This is a genomic window from Candidatus Firestonebacteria bacterium RIFOXYD2_FULL_39_29, from assembly GCA_001778375.1.
Taxonomy (GTDB): domain Bacteria; phylum Oederibacteriota; class D2-FULL-39-29; order D2-FULL-39-29; family D2-FULL-39-29; genus D2-FULL-39-29.
Window position 1 is genome coordinate 16,936 of the sequence record MFGV01000062.1, and the last position, 17,797, is coordinate 34,732.

At 38.1% G+C, this 17,797-nt stretch carries 19 protein-coding genes, 1 tRNA gene and 1 pseudogene (1 of these 21 cut by a window edge); all 21 read right to left on the reverse strand.

Annotated elements, in window-relative coordinates; genetic code table 11:
- Positions 1-56 precede the first annotated feature (56 nt).
- Positions 57-131: transfer RNA gene (locus A2536_08785), tRNA-Asn, on the reverse strand.
- On the reverse strand, positions 122-367 hold the full coding sequence (locus A2536_08790) for a hypothetical protein (protein OGF45498.1): 246 nt from the start codon (positions 365-367) through the stop codon (positions 122-124). Before A2536_08790 ends, A2536_08785 begins: the two co-directional genes overlap by 10 nt.
- 257 nt (positions 368-624) lie before the next feature.
- A complete protein-coding gene (locus tag A2536_08795; protein OGF45473.1) occupies positions 625-1,608 on the reverse strand; it encodes a hypothetical protein in 984 nt (327 codons plus the stop codon).
- A 55-nt stretch (positions 1,609-1,663) separates the two neighbouring features.
- Entirely contained in the window at positions 1,664-4,348 is a 2,685-nt protein-coding gene (locus tag A2536_08800) for a hypothetical protein (protein ID OGF45474.1), read from the reverse strand.
- A gap of 297 nt (positions 4,349-4,645) precedes the next feature.
- Positions 4,646-4,894, reverse strand: a complete 249-nt coding sequence (locus A2536_08805) for a hypothetical protein (protein OGF45475.1) — start codon at positions 4,892-4,894, stop codon at positions 4,646-4,648.
- A 14-nt stretch (positions 4,895-4,908) separates the two neighbouring features.
- Positions 4,909-5,232 carry a hypothetical protein gene (locus tag A2536_08810; GenBank protein OGF45476.1) on the reverse strand — a complete coding sequence of 108 codons (324 nt, stop codon included), beginning with the start codon at positions 5,230-5,232 and terminating at the stop codon, positions 4,909-4,911.
- 227 nt (positions 5,233-5,459) lie between these two features.
- Positions 5,460-5,840, reverse strand: coding sequence for a desulfoferrodoxin (locus A2536_08815; GenBank protein ID OGF45477.1), 381 nt, complete (start codon positions 5,838-5,840; stop codon positions 5,460-5,462).
- Positions 5,841-5,917: 77 nt separating this feature from the next.
- Positions 5,918-6,394, reverse strand: a complete 477-nt coding sequence (locus A2536_08820) for a hypothetical protein (protein ID OGF45478.1) — start codon at positions 6,392-6,394, stop codon at positions 5,918-5,920.
- 340 nt (positions 6,395-6,734) lie between these two features.
- Positions 6,735-7,133: a hypothetical protein gene (locus A2536_08825; GenBank protein OGF45479.1), complete on the reverse strand. Its 399-nt coding sequence runs from the start codon at positions 7,131-7,133 to the stop codon at positions 6,735-6,737.
- 414 nt (positions 7,134-7,547) lie between these two features.
- The gene (locus A2536_08830) at positions 7,548-8,807 is read right to left on the reverse strand and encodes a hypothetical protein (GenBank protein ID OGF45480.1); all 1,260 of its coding nucleotides are present in this window, start codon (positions 8,805-8,807) and stop codon (positions 7,548-7,550) included.
- The gene (locus tag A2536_08835) at positions 8,800-9,411 is read right to left on the reverse strand and encodes a hypothetical protein (GenBank protein OGF45481.1); all 612 of its coding nucleotides are present in this window, start codon (positions 9,409-9,411) and stop codon (positions 8,800-8,802) included. The genes A2536_08830 and A2536_08835 overlap by 8 nt, the downstream gene beginning before the upstream one ends.
- A gap of 239 nt (positions 9,412-9,650) precedes the next feature.
- Entirely contained in the window at positions 9,651-10,094 is a 444-nt protein-coding gene (locus A2536_08840; protein ID OGF45482.1) for a hypothetical protein, read from the reverse strand.
- Positions 10,095-10,216: 122 nt separating this feature from the next.
- Complete coding sequence (locus A2536_08845) at positions 10,217-10,615, reverse strand: hypothetical protein (GenBank protein ID OGF45483.1); 399 nt, start codon at positions 10,613-10,615, stop codon at positions 10,217-10,219.
- Between the two features lie 85 nt (positions 10,616-10,700).
- Complete coding sequence (locus A2536_08850) at positions 10,701-11,009, reverse strand: hypothetical protein (GenBank protein ID OGF45484.1); 309 nt, start codon at positions 11,007-11,009, stop codon at positions 10,701-10,703.
- On the reverse strand, positions 11,006-11,293 hold the full coding sequence (locus tag A2536_08855) for a hypothetical protein (protein OGF45485.1): 288 nt from the start codon (positions 11,291-11,293) through the stop codon (positions 11,006-11,008). The genes A2536_08850 and A2536_08855 overlap by 4 nt, the downstream gene beginning before the upstream one ends.
- 195 nt (positions 11,294-11,488) lie before the next feature.
- On the reverse strand, positions 11,489-12,103 hold the full coding sequence (locus tag A2536_08860; GenBank protein ID OGF45486.1) for a hypothetical protein: 615 nt from the start codon (positions 12,101-12,103) through the stop codon (positions 11,489-11,491).
- Positions 12,104-12,303: 200 nt separating this feature from the next.
- Positions 12,304-12,519 (reverse strand): hypothetical protein, encoded by a 216-nt coding sequence (locus A2536_08865; GenBank protein ID OGF45487.1) that lies wholly within the window; start codon positions 12,517-12,519, stop codon positions 12,304-12,306.
- Positions 12,520-12,530: 11 nt separating this feature from the next.
- A complete protein-coding gene (locus A2536_08870) occupies positions 12,531-15,656 on the reverse strand; it encodes a hypothetical protein (protein ID OGF45488.1) in 3,126 nt (1,041 codons plus the stop codon).
- A gap of 10 nt (positions 15,657-15,666) precedes the next feature.
- Entirely contained in the window at positions 15,667-17,133 is a 1,467-nt protein-coding gene (locus tag A2536_08875) for a hypothetical protein (protein OGF45489.1), read from the reverse strand.
- Positions 17,134-17,156: 23 nt separating this feature from the next.
- Positions 17,157-17,660, reverse strand: a complete 504-nt coding sequence (locus A2536_08880; GenBank protein ID OGF45490.1) for a hypothetical protein — start codon at positions 17,658-17,660, stop codon at positions 17,157-17,159.
- A gap of 93 nt (positions 17,661-17,753) precedes the next feature.
- A pseudogene (locus A2536_08885) lies at positions 17,754-17,797 on the reverse strand (hypothetical protein) (it continues 280 nt past the right edge of the window).

The following is a 17,797-nucleotide window of genomic DNA, read 5'->3' on the forward strand; positions in this document are numbered from 1 at the left end:
ATTTGTTTCGCCTAATGAAAAAACCGCCGTGGTTTTCACCGGCGGTTTTGGAATTTTGGCTCCCCGGCCTGGACTCGAACCAGGAACCCTTCGATTAACAGTCGAATGCTCCACCATTGAGCTACCGAGGAATATGGTGTTCAAGATAATCTCTACCCTTGCCTGATTTCAAGAAAATTTCTCTCTGCAGTGCTTCTTTTTGATTACTAAACTCTTCCACATGGATCAAAACAAACGGTTTATTTGCCTTTGTCCATTTATTACTGCCGTTATTATGTTCTTTAAGCCTTATTTGAGGATCTTTAGACGTAGATCCAATATATCTTTTTGCATTTAGTTGACTTTCTAAAACATACACATAAAACAACATAAAATTCTCCGCTTAAAGAAGACATTGCTGATACCTTCCGACAGTCGTCCGCCGGAGGCGGAGAGCTACCAAAGAATCTATGCTTTCACCAATTAACCTTCAACAAAAACCGTCCGGGTTAAACCGGACGATACTTGAATATACTATAAAAGGCTGATAAAGTCAATAAATTATGAGTTACTCATTGAGTAGCACTTCTCCATGCCAGGCGTAAATCTGGTCCGGAGAATTTTTATGAATGATCAAAAATACTCTTATTTAACAGTTAATGCCAACAGGGCTTTTTTGGAGAAAATTGCGTTACGCGCTTCCTGCGGGATTATTGAGCGAGGGCCGTCCATAACTTCATCCGTAGCGCAGATACCTCTGTGCGCGGGACCGGAGTGACTGTATAGTACATCTTTTTTTGCGCAGTTTAGAACGTCATTGGTAACTGTCCATTTGGGAACATCAACCGCTTTTTCTTCAGGCGACTGCTCACCGGCAAGCATGCTGCGCATTAACGTACTGGCTTGAATAAAATCTGCATCTTTTACGGCTTTTTTAAGATCTGTAACAATATCCAGCCTTGTATTTGCCGCTTTTGCCCGTGCTACACCTTCGGCAAGAATATCTTTATTTACTGTTTTAGCATATGACTCAGGAATCGCAAGGTTAAGATTAATTCCAAGTACCGGGCAGACCCGGATAAATGAATGTAAAATACCCCTAGCCATACCTGTATAAACCAGATTTAATCCTTTTAATTTTCCTTTGGCTTGTTTAATAGCCATAAGTTCGCCGAGTACGTGAGTCGAATGATCCTGAGGAGTGCAGGCATTAAGGACCGGAACATCCATATTCTGGCATGCAAGATCTATGTCCTCCTGCTTCCAGAGACGGCCGGAAAGAACGTCAACATATTGATTTAGGGCGCGCGCAGTATCTACAATTGACTCCCCTCTTCCCATCTGTGTATCTTTTACGGCAAGATAAGTATTGCTCCCCCCGAGCTGTACCATGGCAGTTTCAAAACCCAGGCGAGTCCTGGTAGATTCATAAACAAATAAAAGCGCCTGGATCCTTCCCTTTAAAAGGTCTGAATATGTCATATCATACCGGTTTTCCCTAAACCATTCTCCAAGGGTAATTATTTCTTCCAACTCGTCGCGGTTTAAAACACCGATATGCGGAATTTGTTTTCCACGAAGCCTGCTGCTAAGTTTTGGGGCCGGGGTACCTGCCAATACATTTGCCATAATGTTCCTCCTGTTTTAAAGTAGATGCTGTTGATTTAACTTGCCGTAAAAACTTTTACACGCAACATTTTGCTTTAACCTTAATATTCTGTTTCACACCATCTGAAGTTTGTATCATTTCTATTACATCATTTGGACAACGATGGAGGCACATTCCGCAGGCAACGCATTTTTCTTCATCCAGTTCTACCCTGCCCTGGTCGCTTAGCTTGTAGGCAAACATCTTGCAGATATCATAACATATCTGGCAGCCTTCGCCGCAGCCGCAGGCCATGCACCGGCTTGCTTCTTTAACGGCCTCTTCTTTGGTCAATACTTTTATATACCCCCGGAAATTTTCAACACGCTTTTCAGGAGCTGTTTTATTTTCGTGTTGCCTCTTAAACCTTGGTTCCTGACCATGCCTCATAAGAACAGCTTCTTTATCAACTTCGACCTGCGCCGGAGGATATTCAAGGAAAGCATCTTTTCCGGAAAGGTATTTATCGATCGAAACCGCAGCGCGCTTACCCATAGCCACGGCGCTTATAACATCTTTCGGTCCCAGAACGCAATCTCCGCCTGCATATACATCTTTCATAGAAGACCGGCAGGTTTTATCATCAACTTCAATCGTGCCTTTTTTGGATAATTTTATTTCCCCGGAAACAGCTTCCTGACCGATCGCAAATATTATCGAATCAACATCCAGGTCAAATTCGGTTCCCGGAACTTCAACAGGTTTTCTTCTGTTGCTAAAGTCTTTTTGCCCAAGAACATAATTTAAAAGGCGGACAGCTTTCACCTTGCCTTTTTCTATTTTAACTTCTTTGGCTGAAACAAGGTACATTATCTTTATACCTTCTTCCTCTGCTTCTTGAACCTCTTCCTCAGTCGCAGGCATTTCATCCTTGGTCCTTCTATATAATACAAAAACCTCTTCCGCGCCAAGCCGGCGGGCAGTCCTGGCCGAATCCATGGCCGTAAATCCGCCGCCGATCACGGCAACTTTCTTACCGATCTCTGGTTTTTTACCTTCAGCTGCATCTTTCAGGAAATCTATTGCAATAAAAGACCCTTTTGCATCCTCTCCGGGAATACCGGGCTTTATGCCTTTGGCCGCGCCAATACCGAGGAAAAACGCCTTATAGTCTTCTTTTCGCAAGGAAGCAAGCGTAACATCTTTTCCAAAAACTTTTCCGGTTAAAATCTTCACGCCCATTTTTTCTATAACACCGATCTCTTTATCCAGCGTTTTCTCTTCCAGACGAAAAGCCGGAATACCATAACGAAGCATGCCTCCTGTTTTCGAAGCCGCTTCTATAATAGTTACCTTATATCCCGCCCGGGCCAGATCATAAGCAGCGGCAATTCCCGCGGGCCCCGAGCCGATAACAGCGACTTTTGTTAATTTACTTTTTCCTTTTTTATTTAAGATCTTAGGCTTCCAGCCTTCTTTTTCCGCGATATCCAAAACAAAACGCTTAATCGCCCTGATCATAACCGGTTCGTCTTTAATACCGCGCGTGCATTCCTTTTCACAGGGATGGTCGCAAATCTCACCGCAAATTGACTGAAGGGGGGATTTTGACATTATAAGCTGATATGCTTCTTCAAATTCTTCCTCGGCCACTCTCCTGATATAACCCTGGGCCGGAACCGAATTGGGACAAGTATAGACGCAAGGCGCTACAGGACGGGTATCTTTTAAACGGGCATGACCTTCATATATAGTAAGATTCGGAGCAGAGGTGATCTCCGGAACAAGAAGATCTCTCATATCACGGAATTTTTTATAGCCTTTTTCTTTCATGTATTTCTTTACGCCATGAATAAACTCAGGCATAAATCCAAAACCGGATACGATGGTGGCGGTACAAAGGCCGACTAAATCCGCTCCGCACATAGCCATCTCAACGGCATCGTTCCAATTGGTAACTCCTCCGACACCAGTAAGTATTTTATCAGGCCCAACTGATTTTCTCATTTCATAAACATCCCGAAGTCCAAGCGGTTTAAGCCAGGGGCCGTTCATACACGCCATACCTATTTCTTTCTGCAGGTAATACATTGAACGATTCGGAGCATCAAGATTTATAGGAGGTATTCCCAAACGGTTGGCTGTACCGCCGACGGCATCTGCGCCGACACTGAAAAGAGATTTTGCTATCTGGGCAATCTGTCCACCCTCAGGAGTTAGTTTTACAAAAAGCGGAATCTTTAAGGCATTTTTAACCGTTCTAACAACCTCGGTAGCCACTTCTTTTTCTTTTCCCATGCTGGCACCGGTTTTCGGTCCGCCTGTATCTTTTCCTGAAACTTCGACATTAAAGGACATGTTCGGACAGCACATATTAAGCTCAATTATATCGGCACCCGCTGCTTCGCACTGTTTTGCCATTTTTGCCCAGCCTGAAGGGCCTTCTTCCCCGGCATAAGTTATATTGGCATATATTACAAGTTCAGGCGCCCGTTTTTTACTTTTATCAATAAGTTTTAATAGTTCATCAAGAAGAAGTCGTTTTTCAGCCGTAAAAGAAAGAAAAGTTTTGTCCGGGTAATATCCATACCTCGGCACTCGGTTAATATATGGAAGAGGATAAACCGTAAGCTTTAAACTGGCTCCGCCCCAACCCATGTCGCGGATCCGTTCGACCTGCTCAATGGTCATTGTAGTCGGGCCGGAGGAGACATAGAAGGGATTTCTAAATTTTACCCCGCATACTTCTACCGGAAGATCAAAGTCTTTATATTTCGGCATATTATCACTGTCCTTTCTGAGTCATTATCTCTTTATTGGAATAATGAATTACTTTTATTATTCGAGGGAATAATAAGAATTTATTTTTCATTAAATCTGGAATAAACTATTTATTTGTAATATACACTAAGATAACCTATATGTAAAGAATTTTTTTGCATTGCGCTTTCCCAGAAAAAGATATGAATAATACATTAAAAAATGCCATCCAAACATAAGTTCGGATGGCACCTCTATCATTTATCTATTTAACTTTAAGAAACTATTAAATTATTTTCGAAAGTAAATCAATATTTATTACTCTGTTACTGCTTTTTTTATTTTACTATATCTTTCTTTTCCTTTTTCAACCAGATTTTCACCTTTTTCTACTAACTCGCTGAATGATTCTTGGGCTTTTTCTTTTGCATCATCAGTCCATTTTTTTATTTGCTTTCTTGTGTCTTTACCGGATTGTGGAGCAAATAACACTCCAAGAACACCGCCGACTACAACCCCCGCCACAAAAAGCATCACTCCGTTCAAAACGTTTTTATTTTCTGACATATAATTTTCCTCCTTTACACCGTATCAAAATCTTCAGTATCATCTCTTTTTTTAGCTCTAAATCCCTGTATTATCCCTGTTATAAATGATAAAAAACCAGTAAGAGGATTCCTAGTAAACTCAGAAACACGCAAAACAGATTCTTTTGCTTGTTGCACAATATTTTCCACTTCATTAACTATGGTTTCTATTTTGTCCATATTTTTATTAACTTTCGAAGCAATCTCCCCTATGATCCTTAATAACTTTCCTAAATAAAAAAAGAATACTGCCAGAAATACTGTCAAAATCACCAGGCAAACAGCAATAACAGATAAAAGAAACATTTGCATCTCCATCTACACCTCCTTGAAAAACCAACATAATTAATGTAATTTATCTTATCATAACTGTTTCGATTTATCAAACAAATATTACCCCCCGAAGTAACCGGTCAGGCATGGGTTGTGCTCCGCAGCCGTAAGCTTTAAAGCCTTACCCCTGCTGCTGACCCTGTACCACTCAATTTCAAGGTTGTCGATACCTATCCCGGTTTTATCCTCAAAAAGAAACATGTATTATGCTATTAAACTTTCCAAAGGCCGTGAAGACTGCAGTATTCTCTTGCAGAAGCCACAGAACCTTTAACGCAAAAAATTGCTTCCGGTGCTTCCCCGGGTTTCAGTATCTTTGTACAAACATTACCGTCAACGGTTAACTCTATCATTGTTATAAAATGTTTTTCTTCCATCGGATGGGGAACTGAGCCCACCTTAACTTTATAGCCATCCGCCGTTTTTTCTATCACCGGCAGATGTTTCTCTTTCGACGCATCCACCGTGTTTTCTATCTGCAATATCATCGGCTTACCGCAGCAAACAAGTTCGCCGCCACCCGCAAATATTACTTCTACAACATTGCCGCAAACCGAGCATTTATATATCTCTAATCTGTTTTTTACGTTCATTTTTCCTCCATATAAGAATTCCATACGCCATTTTTAACATTAACAATATTGCGCCATAAGAAACAGCACATTTAAGACTATCTTAGAAGATCTTCAAACATCTCTTCGTGCTTAACTTCTTCGGCAAGAATATGTGTTACAAGCTGATATGTAACATGATCTTTACCGAAAGTTTTTGCCGCAATTTTATTATAAACATCTATGGCGCCTGCTTCCGCTTCTGTTACTGTTTTTATAATCCCGTCATAATCCGCTGTTCCTTTGGGCGGTTTAGGATATAGCGCGTTCGCATTCTTTTCAAGCTCCATCGGATTAGAAGTAGGCAGTCCGCCTAATTCTATTATCCTGGTAGCAACTTCCGACGCATGCTCTTCTTCGTCCTTAGATATTTTCTCCAAAAATTCGCTCATATCTTCATATCCCGGGCCCGTAACAACTTTTGACATATACCACCATGAATAGTAAGCAAGCCATTCATCGCAATATGCCCTGTTTAAATCCTTTATCAAATCCTTAACATCTACTCCTGCTATTTTCGTTCCTTCTTTACCCATATTTCCCCCTGTTGTGCATTAAAGTCCAACAATCAAGTCGTTTGATCGTTGTGAACATTTTATCAAGATCATATTCCGATATTAGATTTTACATATATTATTTATACTTCAGAAGTGGTTAATTCGTGTTTATTCTGACTTTTTTCTCATTTCTTTCCGATGAAAATAAGTCAATATTTTGCAAATATCTTTAGCCGTACATTATTGTATATTTAAAAGGACTCTTTGGGTTTAGTACCCGGGGTTTCTTCGGTCTAACGTCATAAAATATTAGAAAGTATCCGGGAGGAACCATAAAAAAGTCAGCAATAGTACTGGCAGTATAGATGAAAACCGGCAGTTATATTGTGTTTTCATAATTATCAAACATTTCTGAAAATCGGATTTCTTTTCTTTTTTTTATCGAACTGACAATAACACCGGTAATGCCTTTCCAAATATAGGACCTGAAGTAAACCGGTTTCAAATTGCCTTTTTTATCCCTGTATCTTAAATTATATGTGTCAATTTTCTTTAAAGCTAAATCAAAGCATTCCTGAATAATATCTTCACCATAATACTTCAATACAGAAGGATAAAGCATTTTTTTAATTCTAAACAATAAAAACCCCATTTGATAATACAGAAGATCCTCTCTTGCTGATTTTTTTCCTTTTTTTGCAAGTGATATCAGGCGTCTTTCAAACTTAAGTGTAGGTTTTTTATACTTCTGAGCTATCTCGTTATATGATTCAAACAATAATTATTTCCCGGAACACATAGTTTTTGCTTTATCTTTTCAATAACATAAGTATTAGACCAATCATGCGCTCTTTGTCAGCAGATTTGCTCTCTGCGACAAAAAGTGTCAAGACTGAGTGAATCGACTTATCAGATTTTGCAACGTGCATTTTCTGCACACTGCTTTTTTGACTAATTTCTTTGCTCTTGAAAATATCTAATCTACAACCAAATTAAGCAAATTGCTTTTATCAACTCTTTTTTGTTTAATTATGGTATCCTGTCTTTCTACTTATCTATTGCCGTTAAATTTCCGACAAATTGCCGATATTGTGCCGATAAACCGTATGACCTTGCTCGTTTAGATAGATCTGTCATTACAAGCCATCCGTCTTTAACCCATTTTTGCATAAGCACTCTGACTAAATCATATTTATTTTAATAAATCATCTAACTCACAGGAGAGCAGAGCAGATTTATTAAGCAGAATCTGTTCTTTCTGATTTAAATTGTTGGCGGTCATTCGGATAAATTTGGTGGCTATACTATTGCCAAGCATTATTCTATTTGTTTTTTTTAAATATGCCTCTGTTTTCTCATAGAACAAGGCAACATACTGCTTTAATTTATTACTCAACTGATTCTTCATCTCTCCTTCGACCAGTTGGATTATTTTTTCGTTTGTTTTCGTCGTTAAATCACCCTCGCGATCCTCAATCCAATAATCGCTGATAGTATAGATAATCCGCACGGCTCTGTTCTCTTCCGTTTTATACCGATATACAAAAGAATAATTGTCGGTATAAAAATCCTGATGCACCGTTATATCTTCAAGCTCTGTTACTGTATTGATACTATATTCGCCCAAAAGTAGCAGATAGCTCTCTCTCCAATTTGCGAGCCAATTCTGAATATAGGTTTTTTCTACAAATAAAGGTTCAAGGTCCTGTTTGAGATTTTCATCACTCACTTTGTTCATTTGAAGAGTTAGTTTGTCAAAAAGTACGCGCGGATCTTTTATATCAATGCTTTTGGCTATGAGATAATCGAAATCCGGCACTGCCTTTTTGCCCATATACCAGAGGAGATCATAGATATCACGCCCTTTTTCTTCAAAAATCTCTTTCCCTTCGCGACGGGAACCACGCAGAAAAATAGCGGCAAGTTTACTCGCCATAAGCGCAGACATGTTATAGGTAATAATGACAAAAGAAAGTTGATCGCGATTTATCGGCCGGCGCTCAGTAACGGTTTTAGGAGGCATAAAATGGTTGAGGTCAATTTTCACATGCACCTGTTTTGACGTGTGCCCGGCGCTTAACTCCTCTCCGACATGAAATTTCAGAAGAAGCCCTCTGCCATTGGCTATTTTTACGGTAAGAAAATCGGCCCCGGCTCTATATGTATTAATGAAGTAGTATTCAATTTCTTTCTTTAACTCCTCTAAAAACTTCTCCGTTATCGCGAAAGAAACTTCGAAATCCAGATCTACAGACATACGATCAAGTCCGTGTATTATGCGAAGAGCGGAGCCACCATACATAATCCACTTTTTGTATTCCGGATGGTGGTAAATGAAATTTAGAATATAAAACTGCAGCTCTTCCTTGAAGGCATTGCGACGTGTTTCAGCGTCAACACCGCCAAGATCATCAAGTTTTCTTTTTAGCATTGTCGAAATCTGTTCACTCATATTTTTCTATCATTTTATAAAATATTTTCTGTTCATCCTTATCCATTTCATCAATATCTATCCGCAGTTCTTCTATCAATGTTTTAATTTTCTCTGTCTTAATGCCGCGAAACTGACGAGTTCTAAAATACAACAAATCAAATAACGCTTTTGATGGTGAAGCTATAAAAAAATCAAATTTTCCTTTTATCAAAGAAAAACCCGAAAAAAGGTCTTTTTTAATCGACTGATAGGCAAAGTTACCTGCTTTTGTCCGGTAATCTCTTGTGACCTTTGGTGTAACTGAAGTAACGGAGTAAATTGCTTCAGTAGCGAGATTATAATACTGCAAGGCAGTCCACGAACTAACATAAGACGGTGTGCGGATGATATTCGCAAGATAAAACGAATATGAAATCTCTGATTTGTTTTTTTCAAAATAATCCATAGTCACATATAGCCCCTTTTTGAGCTGTAACAGTTCTTTGTGTTTTATAAATCTGCTGATATAAGTGTCAATCGTTGTATTTTCAAGCCCCAACTGCATGCCAAGCTGATATACAGTATTTTTATCGAAATGGGGCAACATTTTTAGCTGTTCTAAAAGGTTTATCTTGCTTTTCATAATTATGACAATAGTGTATCAAATATGAAACATGCTGTCAAGCATCTTATTTCTTCCTGCAACTTCCGAAAACTGACATTATTCCTGTAATTTCCTTTAGAAATACCTATCCAACCCCCTTTACTGCAGTGCTTCAGATATATGCTGTACTAATATATTTTCACTTGTTTCTAAATCCGCTATCGTTCTTGATACCTTCAGCACTTTGTCGTATGCTCTTCCGTTTAGATTAAATTTATCTATAGCAGTCTTGAGTAGGCTGTGACCCTCTTCGTCCAAAGCGCAGAACTATCATCGGTTGCTTCCGTTGATAACTGCTGGTATTTCACGGCAGGAACTTCTATATGAATATCAATTCTGTCGAGTAACGGGCCGGATATTTTCTTCAGATACCTCTGTATCTCGTGCATATTACACTTGCAGCCTTTCCTTCCGTCCCCGTAGTACCCGCACGGGCACGGATTAAGCGCGGCAACGAGCATAAACCTTGCGGGATACGTAACTGCTGCAGAGGCTCTCGTGACTGTCACAAAGCCGTCTTCCAAAGGCTGGCGAAGAACTTCAAGAACGCTTTTCCCGAACTCCGGGAGTTCATCCAGAAAAAGTACTCCGTTATGCGCCAGTGATACTTCTCCGGGACGCGGGAATGTCCCGCCTCCAACAAGGCTAACATCGATAACCATATTACAATAGGGGGAAGGATTTAGTTTTATTATTTAAGGCTGATTTGCTTGTTTTAAGAAATCTGGCCTCAGGGCGACATTCGCAACCAGCTATAGAGGATAACAGACTATAAAACCAGTATTTAAATTGTGTTTTCATAGTTATCGGATAATTCCGAAAACAGGATTTCTTTTCTTTTTTTTATCGAACTGACAATAACACCGGTAATGCCTTTCCAAATATAGGACCTGAAGTAAACCGGCTTCAAATTGCCTTTTTTATCCCTGTATCTTAAATTATATGTGTCAATTTTCTTTAAAGCTAAATCAAAGCATTCCTGAAGAATATCTTCACCATAGTACTTCAATACAGAAGGATAAAGTATGTTTTTAACCCTGTACAATAAAAAGCCTATTTGATAATAAAGAAGTTCGTCTCTTGCTGATTTTTTTCCTTTCTTGGCAAGCGAGATCAGGCTTCTTTCATACTTAAGTGCAGGTTTTTTATACTTCTGGGCTATCTCATTATATGATTCAAACAATAATTATTCCCTTGTTCAATTAACTATGTGCGAACCTTTCATTTAAACTTGTTCCATTTGGGAACAAGTTGCAGACAATTATCATTCAACTTCCCGGCAATATTTGCTTCATCCTTTTTGGAACTTCATCATAGACCTCAAAATCCTTTCTTTTGCCCACTTTTGCAACAAGCACAATGATTCTTTCGGAATCAATCTGATATATGATTCTATAAAAATCAACTCTAAGCTTGTACAAACCTTTAAGATTGCCTTTAAGCGGGGAGCCAAATTCCAGGGGATTAACAGAAAGTTTTTTTCGGATAGCTTTGATGATCTTTTGGACATCAGCATTATCTATCTTTTTGAAGTCTTCAGAAAAAACAAGCGGATGTATCTTGACTTGCCATATCATTTTTTCAACCCAACCCGTTTTTCAGCCTCATCAAGGCTTATATATTCAGAAAGTTTCGTTTTTTGCATTCTTTTTTGAGCAACGTATCCCAGTTCCCTATCTTCAAGTTCTTCAATAAGCTCCTGCAGTTTCTCATACTTAACCATAGACATAATAGCCAATACCGGTTTATGCCTCTTTTCAAGAATAACATTGTTATATCTCGTTGCCTTTATTATCTTATCAATATTATTCCTAAGCTCTGAAACCCCGACCAGCGTTGTATCTGCTTTTATAGTAATCATTTTCATCACCTCTAAAACAAGTATACCATATGTCTATTAATTTGTCAATAGAACTGCCTATTCATTTGACTATTAATTTAACACTCACACCAGCTTATTAAATTTTGCAATATGCATTTTTTGCACATTGCTTTTTTGACTAATTCCTTTGCTCTTGCTAAGCCTCCCAACCATCTTACCATCCAAACCTCTAATTTAAAAGTACCTATCCAATCCCCTGTACTGTAGGGCTTCGGATATATGTTGAATCTTTATATTCTCCTCTTTCTCCAAATCAGCTATCGTCCTCGATACCTTCAGCACCTTGTCATACGCCCTGCCACTTAAATTAAATTTGTCTATAGCCGTCTTCAGGAGGCTATGTCCTTCCTCGTCCAACACGCAAAACTTCTTTATATGCCGTGAACTCATATGAGCATTGCAGTAGATCTTCGTCCCCGAAAATCTTGCCCGCTGGATATTTCTCGCATCATTCACCCTTTTCTTTATCATCTCCGAGCTATCGCCTACGGCTTCGGTTGATAACTGCTGGTATTTCACCGCAGGCACTTCTATATGTATATCAATACGGTCTAATAACGGGCCGGATATTTTCTTCAAATACCTTTGTATCTCATGCATATTACATTTGCAACCTTTCCTGCCATCGCCATAATATCCACAGGGACACGGGTTAAGCGCTGCCACGAGCATGAACCTCGCAGGATAAGTAACAGCTGCAGCGGCTCTGGTGACTGTCACAAAACCGTCTTCCAAAGGCTGGCGCAAAACCTCAAGAACGCTTTTTCCGAACTCGGGGAGCTCGTCCAAAAAGAGAACACCGTTATGCGCCAGGGAAACTTCCCCCGGTCTTGGGAATGTCCCTCCTCCAACTAAGCTAACATCGATGACCATAGTACAATAGGGGGAAGGATTTAGCGTTATATTACAACGCGTTTTAGAAAGAAAATTCATTTTTAAATAGGCAGGTCACTACCAAAAGGCAAAAACAATCACATATCATTCCAGTCCTATATTTTGTACTGCTTCTTAACTATTTTCTCCGCTTCCAGCCAATCATTCAAATCATTCCCATGTCGGCCTTTTCTGTTAAGAAAAAGCTCATACGCCTTTTTCTCGATCTCTTTAAGCAACTTTTCCTTGCTGATACTGCTCTTCAACGCCAGCGAAACACTTCCCGCTGTTGAAGCCGTACCTGTTGATACTTTTACATTTTTGATAGCCATATATCCTCCTTTTACTCTTTAACCAAATCAATTTTTCTTTCCGCAGGTCTTCCAAATAATTTTCTTGTCCATAAACGGAATGTGTCTAGATAACCAAATATTGCCGGGACTACAATAAGTGTAAGAAAAGTTGAACTTATTAATCCGCCGATAACCGCAATACCCATACTTTTCCGGAAACTCCCCATTTCACTAAGCGCTAATGCTAGCGGCAACATGCCTGCGATTAATGCGACAGTAGTCATAAGAATAGGTCTAAATCTGGTTTTGCCGGCTTCTATTAATGATTCTTCTCTTGACAATCCTCTCCTCATAAGCTTCTGTGTAAAATCTACCAGCAGTATCGAATTCTTTGCTGAAAGCCCAAGCAGCATAATAAAACCTATCATACCAAACAGATCAAGTCCTTGATTTGTCACAAAAAGCGCTAATAGTCCCCCAATAATTGAAAGAGGTAATGCTGTCATAATAGTAAATGGAATAATTAAGGATTCATACAGGCTTACCAGTATAAGGTACACAAAAATAACAGCGAGGACAGCAGCTATCATCATATTTTTTGTTAAATCTGAAAAATCCTCTGATGAACCTGTAAATTCATAACCTACCCCTTCGGGCAGTTTTTCATTTACCATGATCTGTTTCGCCGCTGAAGTAATATTACCAATGGCTCCTGTTTTATCAAGATTTGCCGTGATCTCAATATACCTCGAACGATTTCTTTTGTATATTTTCTGCGGACCTGAAGTCAATTCACCATCTGCAATATTTTTAAGTTTTACTAATTGCATATTAACATTAGGCACATACATAGAATTAAATTCTTTACTCATATCTCTTTGATCTTCCTGTAACAACACTCTGATATCATATTCCAGCCCTTTTTCACGGTATTTACCAGGGAGCATACCATCAACAGCTCCTCGAAGTTCCATACCTGCCGAAACAGATTGAACACCAAATTTAGCCGTTTTTTCAGGATCCATTTTAATCTGGAATTCAGGTTTTCCGGGTTTATAATTGCAATCCATATCAACCAATCCCGGAATATTTTTAAATTTAATCATAAGAGAATCCGCAATCTTGGATAGTTCATCAAGATCATTTCCTGTCAAAACCATATCAAAAGATTTTGAGCCGCCCATGCCCTCGTCATTTACGCTTGGATTAAGAGCATCTTTATAAGGGATAAGAAACTTTCTTATGTGTTCTTTCATGCCGGATGTCGTCACTTTCCTTTTATTAAATGGGACCATCTTTACGAATAAAGATCCTACATTGCTCTCCCCATTTGAATTACCGACTGTCGTCGACACCAACTCTATATCCTTTTCCTTCCTCAAAAGATCATCTATTTCTAAAGTATATGTATTCATCTGAGATAATGATGTTCCCGGCTTTGCCTGTAGATCTACACTAAATTCGCCGTTTTCCTGAGCTGACATGAATGTCATTGGTATTTTAAATACCGTACTCAGGCTAAGAATAAATATCAAAATTACTGATATTACTGTTAATAATTTATGTTTAAGAGTAACTCTGATTATTTTTTCATAGATGTTTTCCATATAATCCTGAACTTTATTAAACCATTCTGCAGGTGCATGTATAATCGCCGACCAAAACGATCTGTTTTTCTTACCGTTAGGGACTACCTTACCCATAAGATATGTAGAAAGTAAAGGAGCTACTGTAAGAGCATCGAACAATGAAATACACATGATAAAAACCATTGTAAGACCAAATTGTTTAAATATTTGCCCCATCATCCCCTGTAAAAAACCTACCGGAAGAAACACTGCAATAACTGTTAATGTTGTTGCTATGACAGCAAGCATAACCTCATTTGTACCGGTTTGTGCGGCTTTTTCAGCAGTTTCGCCCTTCTCCATATGTCGAAATATATTTTCCCTTACCACAATAGCATCGTCCAACAATAATCCCACGGCAAGCGACAATGCCATCAAAGTAATTATATTAACTGTAAAACCAAATAAATACATGAAAATAAAAGCCCCGATTAAACTAGTAGGAATGGCAAGGATTGTAATAAAGGTAGAACGGAAATTGCCGAGAAATAAATAAACTACTATAATGGCAAGAAAAATACCGATATAAATGGTTTCTTGCATATCCACCAAGTTAAGTTTTATCGCCTTTGAATTATCCTTAATTATATTTAATTTAGGAGATCCCTGTATATTTTTAAGACTATCGTTAAGTTTATTCGTCTTCTTGAGAACACTATCGGCCACATTAACAGTGTTTGTGCCAGACTGCTTATAAATATTTACAAGTATTGATGATTTACCATTCAGATAACCAATTGTCTTAATTTCTTCTACCGTGTCTTTAACTTCTCCAAGGTTTTTTACTTTTACAGGAACATCACTGCCGACAAAGTTTACGACTACATCTTCTATCTTCTTAACAGTTTGAAATTCGCCGATATTTCTGAATGTCAATTCACGAGCTCCCTGAGACACCTTTCCCACTGGAATATTCTGGCTATTCCCGCTTATTTTTGAGGAAACGGCAGAAATACTTGTTTCATATTCTTTAAGTTTTCTCTTATCAAGTATTACATGAATTTCCCTTTTTGTTCCGCCTATTATCTCAACCTTTCCAACATTTTGTACCTGCTCAAACCCGTTCTTAACAGTTGTATCAGCAAGATCATATAATTTTGCAGGCGGAAGATCCGCAGACATACTTAAAGATAGAATCGGCCTGTCGGCTGGATCAACTCTCTTTACGACAGGTTCTTCTACCCCATCAGGGAGCTTGTTTCTACTCTGTGAAATTTTATCCCTGACCTGCTGCTCATCATATGTGGCGTCTGTTTCATAAAGAAACTCAGCCAGCACTACGGAGACCCCGTCTTGATTTGTTGAAGTAACATTCTTTAACCCTGATATTGTACTTATTTGCTCTTCCAATACCTTCGAAACCTGGGTTTCCAATTCATTTGGTCCGGCTCCGGAATATATCGTTGTGACACTGACCATAGGAAACGTCATATCCGGGAACATTTCAACATTCATACGATTCATACAGATATATCCAATAACAAGCATTAATACAACCAAAGACATAATTAACGATGGCCTTTTTATTGATAAACTTGCTAAATTCATAAAACCCCCTTTATTCGATGGGCTGGGTATTATATAACTCAGCCTCAAAATATATGCTAATCTGTTCGACAATATACCGGTAATAATTCAATGTCGCGTCATCAAGATCATTTTCAGTATTTACCATTTGAGACATTGTTGTTCTTCCCTTTTGGAATCTTTGCCGCTCATATTCAAGTCTTTCTGTCTGTATATTCTTTATATCTAAAGAAGAGACTATTCGCTCTTTAACATTCTTCCAGGTTTCTGTCAAATTTATCCAATCGTTTTTTGATGATATCTCTGCTTTATTTAATGATTCTATTGATGCTTGATAATCCAGTTCATAACCTTTATTAACAGTCTCCGGCGTAGAAAAGTCTAAAGGCACAATCAGATTAATACCAACTGAATATGTAGGCTTATACACTCCGATTGCCTGGTTAAAAGCACCAGAATTTGAAAGATCAAGCCCATGCAACGACGCTTTTCCGTAAACATTTAAATCAGGCAATAAACTATATTCTGTTTCAAGCTTTAAATACTCACTGCTTGCTTTGGTATTTTTAGCAGAAAGTACATCTGCCCGTTGTCCCTTAGGCGTGAGATTCTCATTTGAATACTTTGAAACAATATCATTTAAGACACTTATATTTTCCTCCACAGAATCTGATGATTTTCCTCGCATATTATTAAAATTCAAACATGTCTTTTTTTCATCTTCCACGGCTAATTGAAGGTTCAACTGACGTTGCCTAAAAAATGCTTTTGCCTGCAACAAATCCGCTTTATCTGCAAGATCATTATTAACCCTGTTTTCATTCCATTTCAATATTTCTTCGGCACGCTGTAATTCTGCTTTCCTAAAATTTACAATTTCTCTGGAAAGAGACAACGCCAAGTATATGGAGCGTGCTTTTAAAAGTATCTGTTGTGCACTGTAAATTTGAATATATTGGGCGGATTTAACGCTTGCTTTATTTTTATTAATTCCCGCTTCTGTATATTTTGACATAAAATCCTTAATTAACGATTGTTCTACTTTCGCATAAAATTGAATGTCATAAGCCGTAAATTTAGACAAACTAACACCCGGAATTACTTCATAAGGAGACTGAAGATCTAAAGCATTAATAGAATTTGAATAACCGACACTTGTTGTTGTGCCAGAACCCCACTTTTTGCTTACGCTAAGGTCCCACACATTTGTAACTGTCTCATTTAGTTGAAGTGTTGATCCCAAACTTGAACCGCTTCTGTCATCTATAAATGAATAATCACCAATTAGCCTTGGAGAATAAACCATTCCCGTTTGCAGTACCTTCTTGCCCATAGAATCTATAAAAAGATTCGCAGATTTTATATCAGGATTCTTTACTTTTACCTGAGATAAATAATCTTCAAAAGTGAGAGCATTTTCACCAAAACATACTCCAGGCAATAATATACATATCGCAAAACCCCAAACAACAATCCAATTATTCGTTATTGTTTTCATAGCACCTTCCTTTATAATTTAAATTATTTTTCGGAAATTTGGCTCGATTTATCATGCGTCAATATTTGGTTATTCATCATATGCTCGGCACACTCGGATAACATAACCGCTCCATTAATCAAGCCACAAAAGTTTTCTTTTTCTTTCTCACTTCGACCACTTAACAATTCAGCAATTTTATTTTCGTAATACTTCACAATCCAGGCCAATAATGTCTTTCCTTTTGCTGTTAATTCCACTACAACTACTCTTCTATCTTTATTATCAGATCGTCTCTGAAAATAGCCTTCTTTTAATAATTTATTTACACTACGAGTAACCGAAGCAGGAGAAATAGACAATAATGTGGAAATTTCCGTCATCTTATATATCAAACATCTATCAAACAGCATTAATATCTTAATTTGAGAAACCGTAATGGTATCACCAAACATGTCATTTTTTGGCATTAATTGTTTGTAAGTCCTAGGTATAAATTCCAGCATAAAATACCTGAATTTCTTTAAAGCAATATCTGTATCTTTCATTTTAGGTCCCTCGCTTACTTGTTTTCGTCACTTTTATCATTATATTTATCAAATATTTTATGAGTAACCCTCATTGCATTAACAAACAAATTTCTATCTGAAGAACTTAGTGATTCTAAAAATGATTTTAATTTGTT

Coding starts and splice junctions, on each gene's coding strand:
- A2536_08875 (OGF45489.1), bottom strand. CDS start 17,133: ATGAAAACAATAACGAATAATTGGATTGTTGTTTGGGGTTTTGCGATA.
- A2536_08810 (OGF45476.1), bottom strand. CDS start 5,232: ATGGAGATGCAAATGTTTCTTTTATCTGTTATTGCTGTTTGCCTGGTG.
- A2536_08795 (OGF45473.1), bottom strand. CDS start 1,608: ATGGCAAATGTATTGGCAGGTACCCCGGCCCCAAAACTTAGCAGCAGG.
- A2536_08865 (OGF45487.1), bottom strand. CDS start 12,519: ATGGCTATCAAAAATGTAAAAGTATCAACAGGTACGGCTTCAACAGCG.
- A2536_08830 (OGF45480.1), bottom strand. CDS start 8,807: ATGAGTGAACAGATTTCGACAATGCTAAAAAGAAAACTTGATGATCTT.
- A2536_08870 (OGF45488.1), bottom strand. CDS start 15,656: ATGAATTTAGCAAGTTTATCAATAAAAAGGCCATCGTTAATTATGTCT.
- A2536_08855 (OGF45485.1), bottom strand. CDS start 11,293: ATGATTACTATAAAAGCAGATACAACGCTGGTCGGGGTTTCAGAGCTT.
- A2536_08835 (OGF45481.1), bottom strand. CDS start 9,411: ATGAAAAGCAAGATAAACCTTTTAGAACAGCTAAAAATGTTGCCCCAT.
- A2536_08815 (OGF45477.1), bottom strand. CDS start 5,840: ATGAACGTAAAAAACAGATTAGAGATATATAAATGCTCGGTTTGCGGC.
- A2536_08840 (OGF45482.1), bottom strand. CDS start 10,094: ATGGTTATCGATGTTAGCCTTGTTGGAGGCGGGACATTCCCGCGTCCC.
- A2536_08800 (OGF45474.1), bottom strand. CDS start 4,348: ATGCCGAAATATAAAGACTTTGATCTTCCGGTAGAAGTATGCGGGGTA.
- A2536_08850 (OGF45484.1), bottom strand. CDS start 11,009: ATGATATGGCAAGTCAAGATACATCCGCTTGTTTTTTCTGAAGACTTC.
- A2536_08805 (OGF45475.1), bottom strand. CDS start 4,894: ATGTCAGAAAATAAAAACGTTTTGAACGGAGTGATGCTTTTTGTGGCG.
- A2536_08820 (OGF45478.1), bottom strand. CDS start 6,394: ATGGGTAAAGAAGGAACGAAAATAGCAGGAGTAGATGTTAAGGATTTG.
- A2536_08880 (OGF45490.1), bottom strand. CDS start 17,660: ATGAAAGATACAGATATTGCTTTAAAGAAATTCAGGTATTTTATGCTG.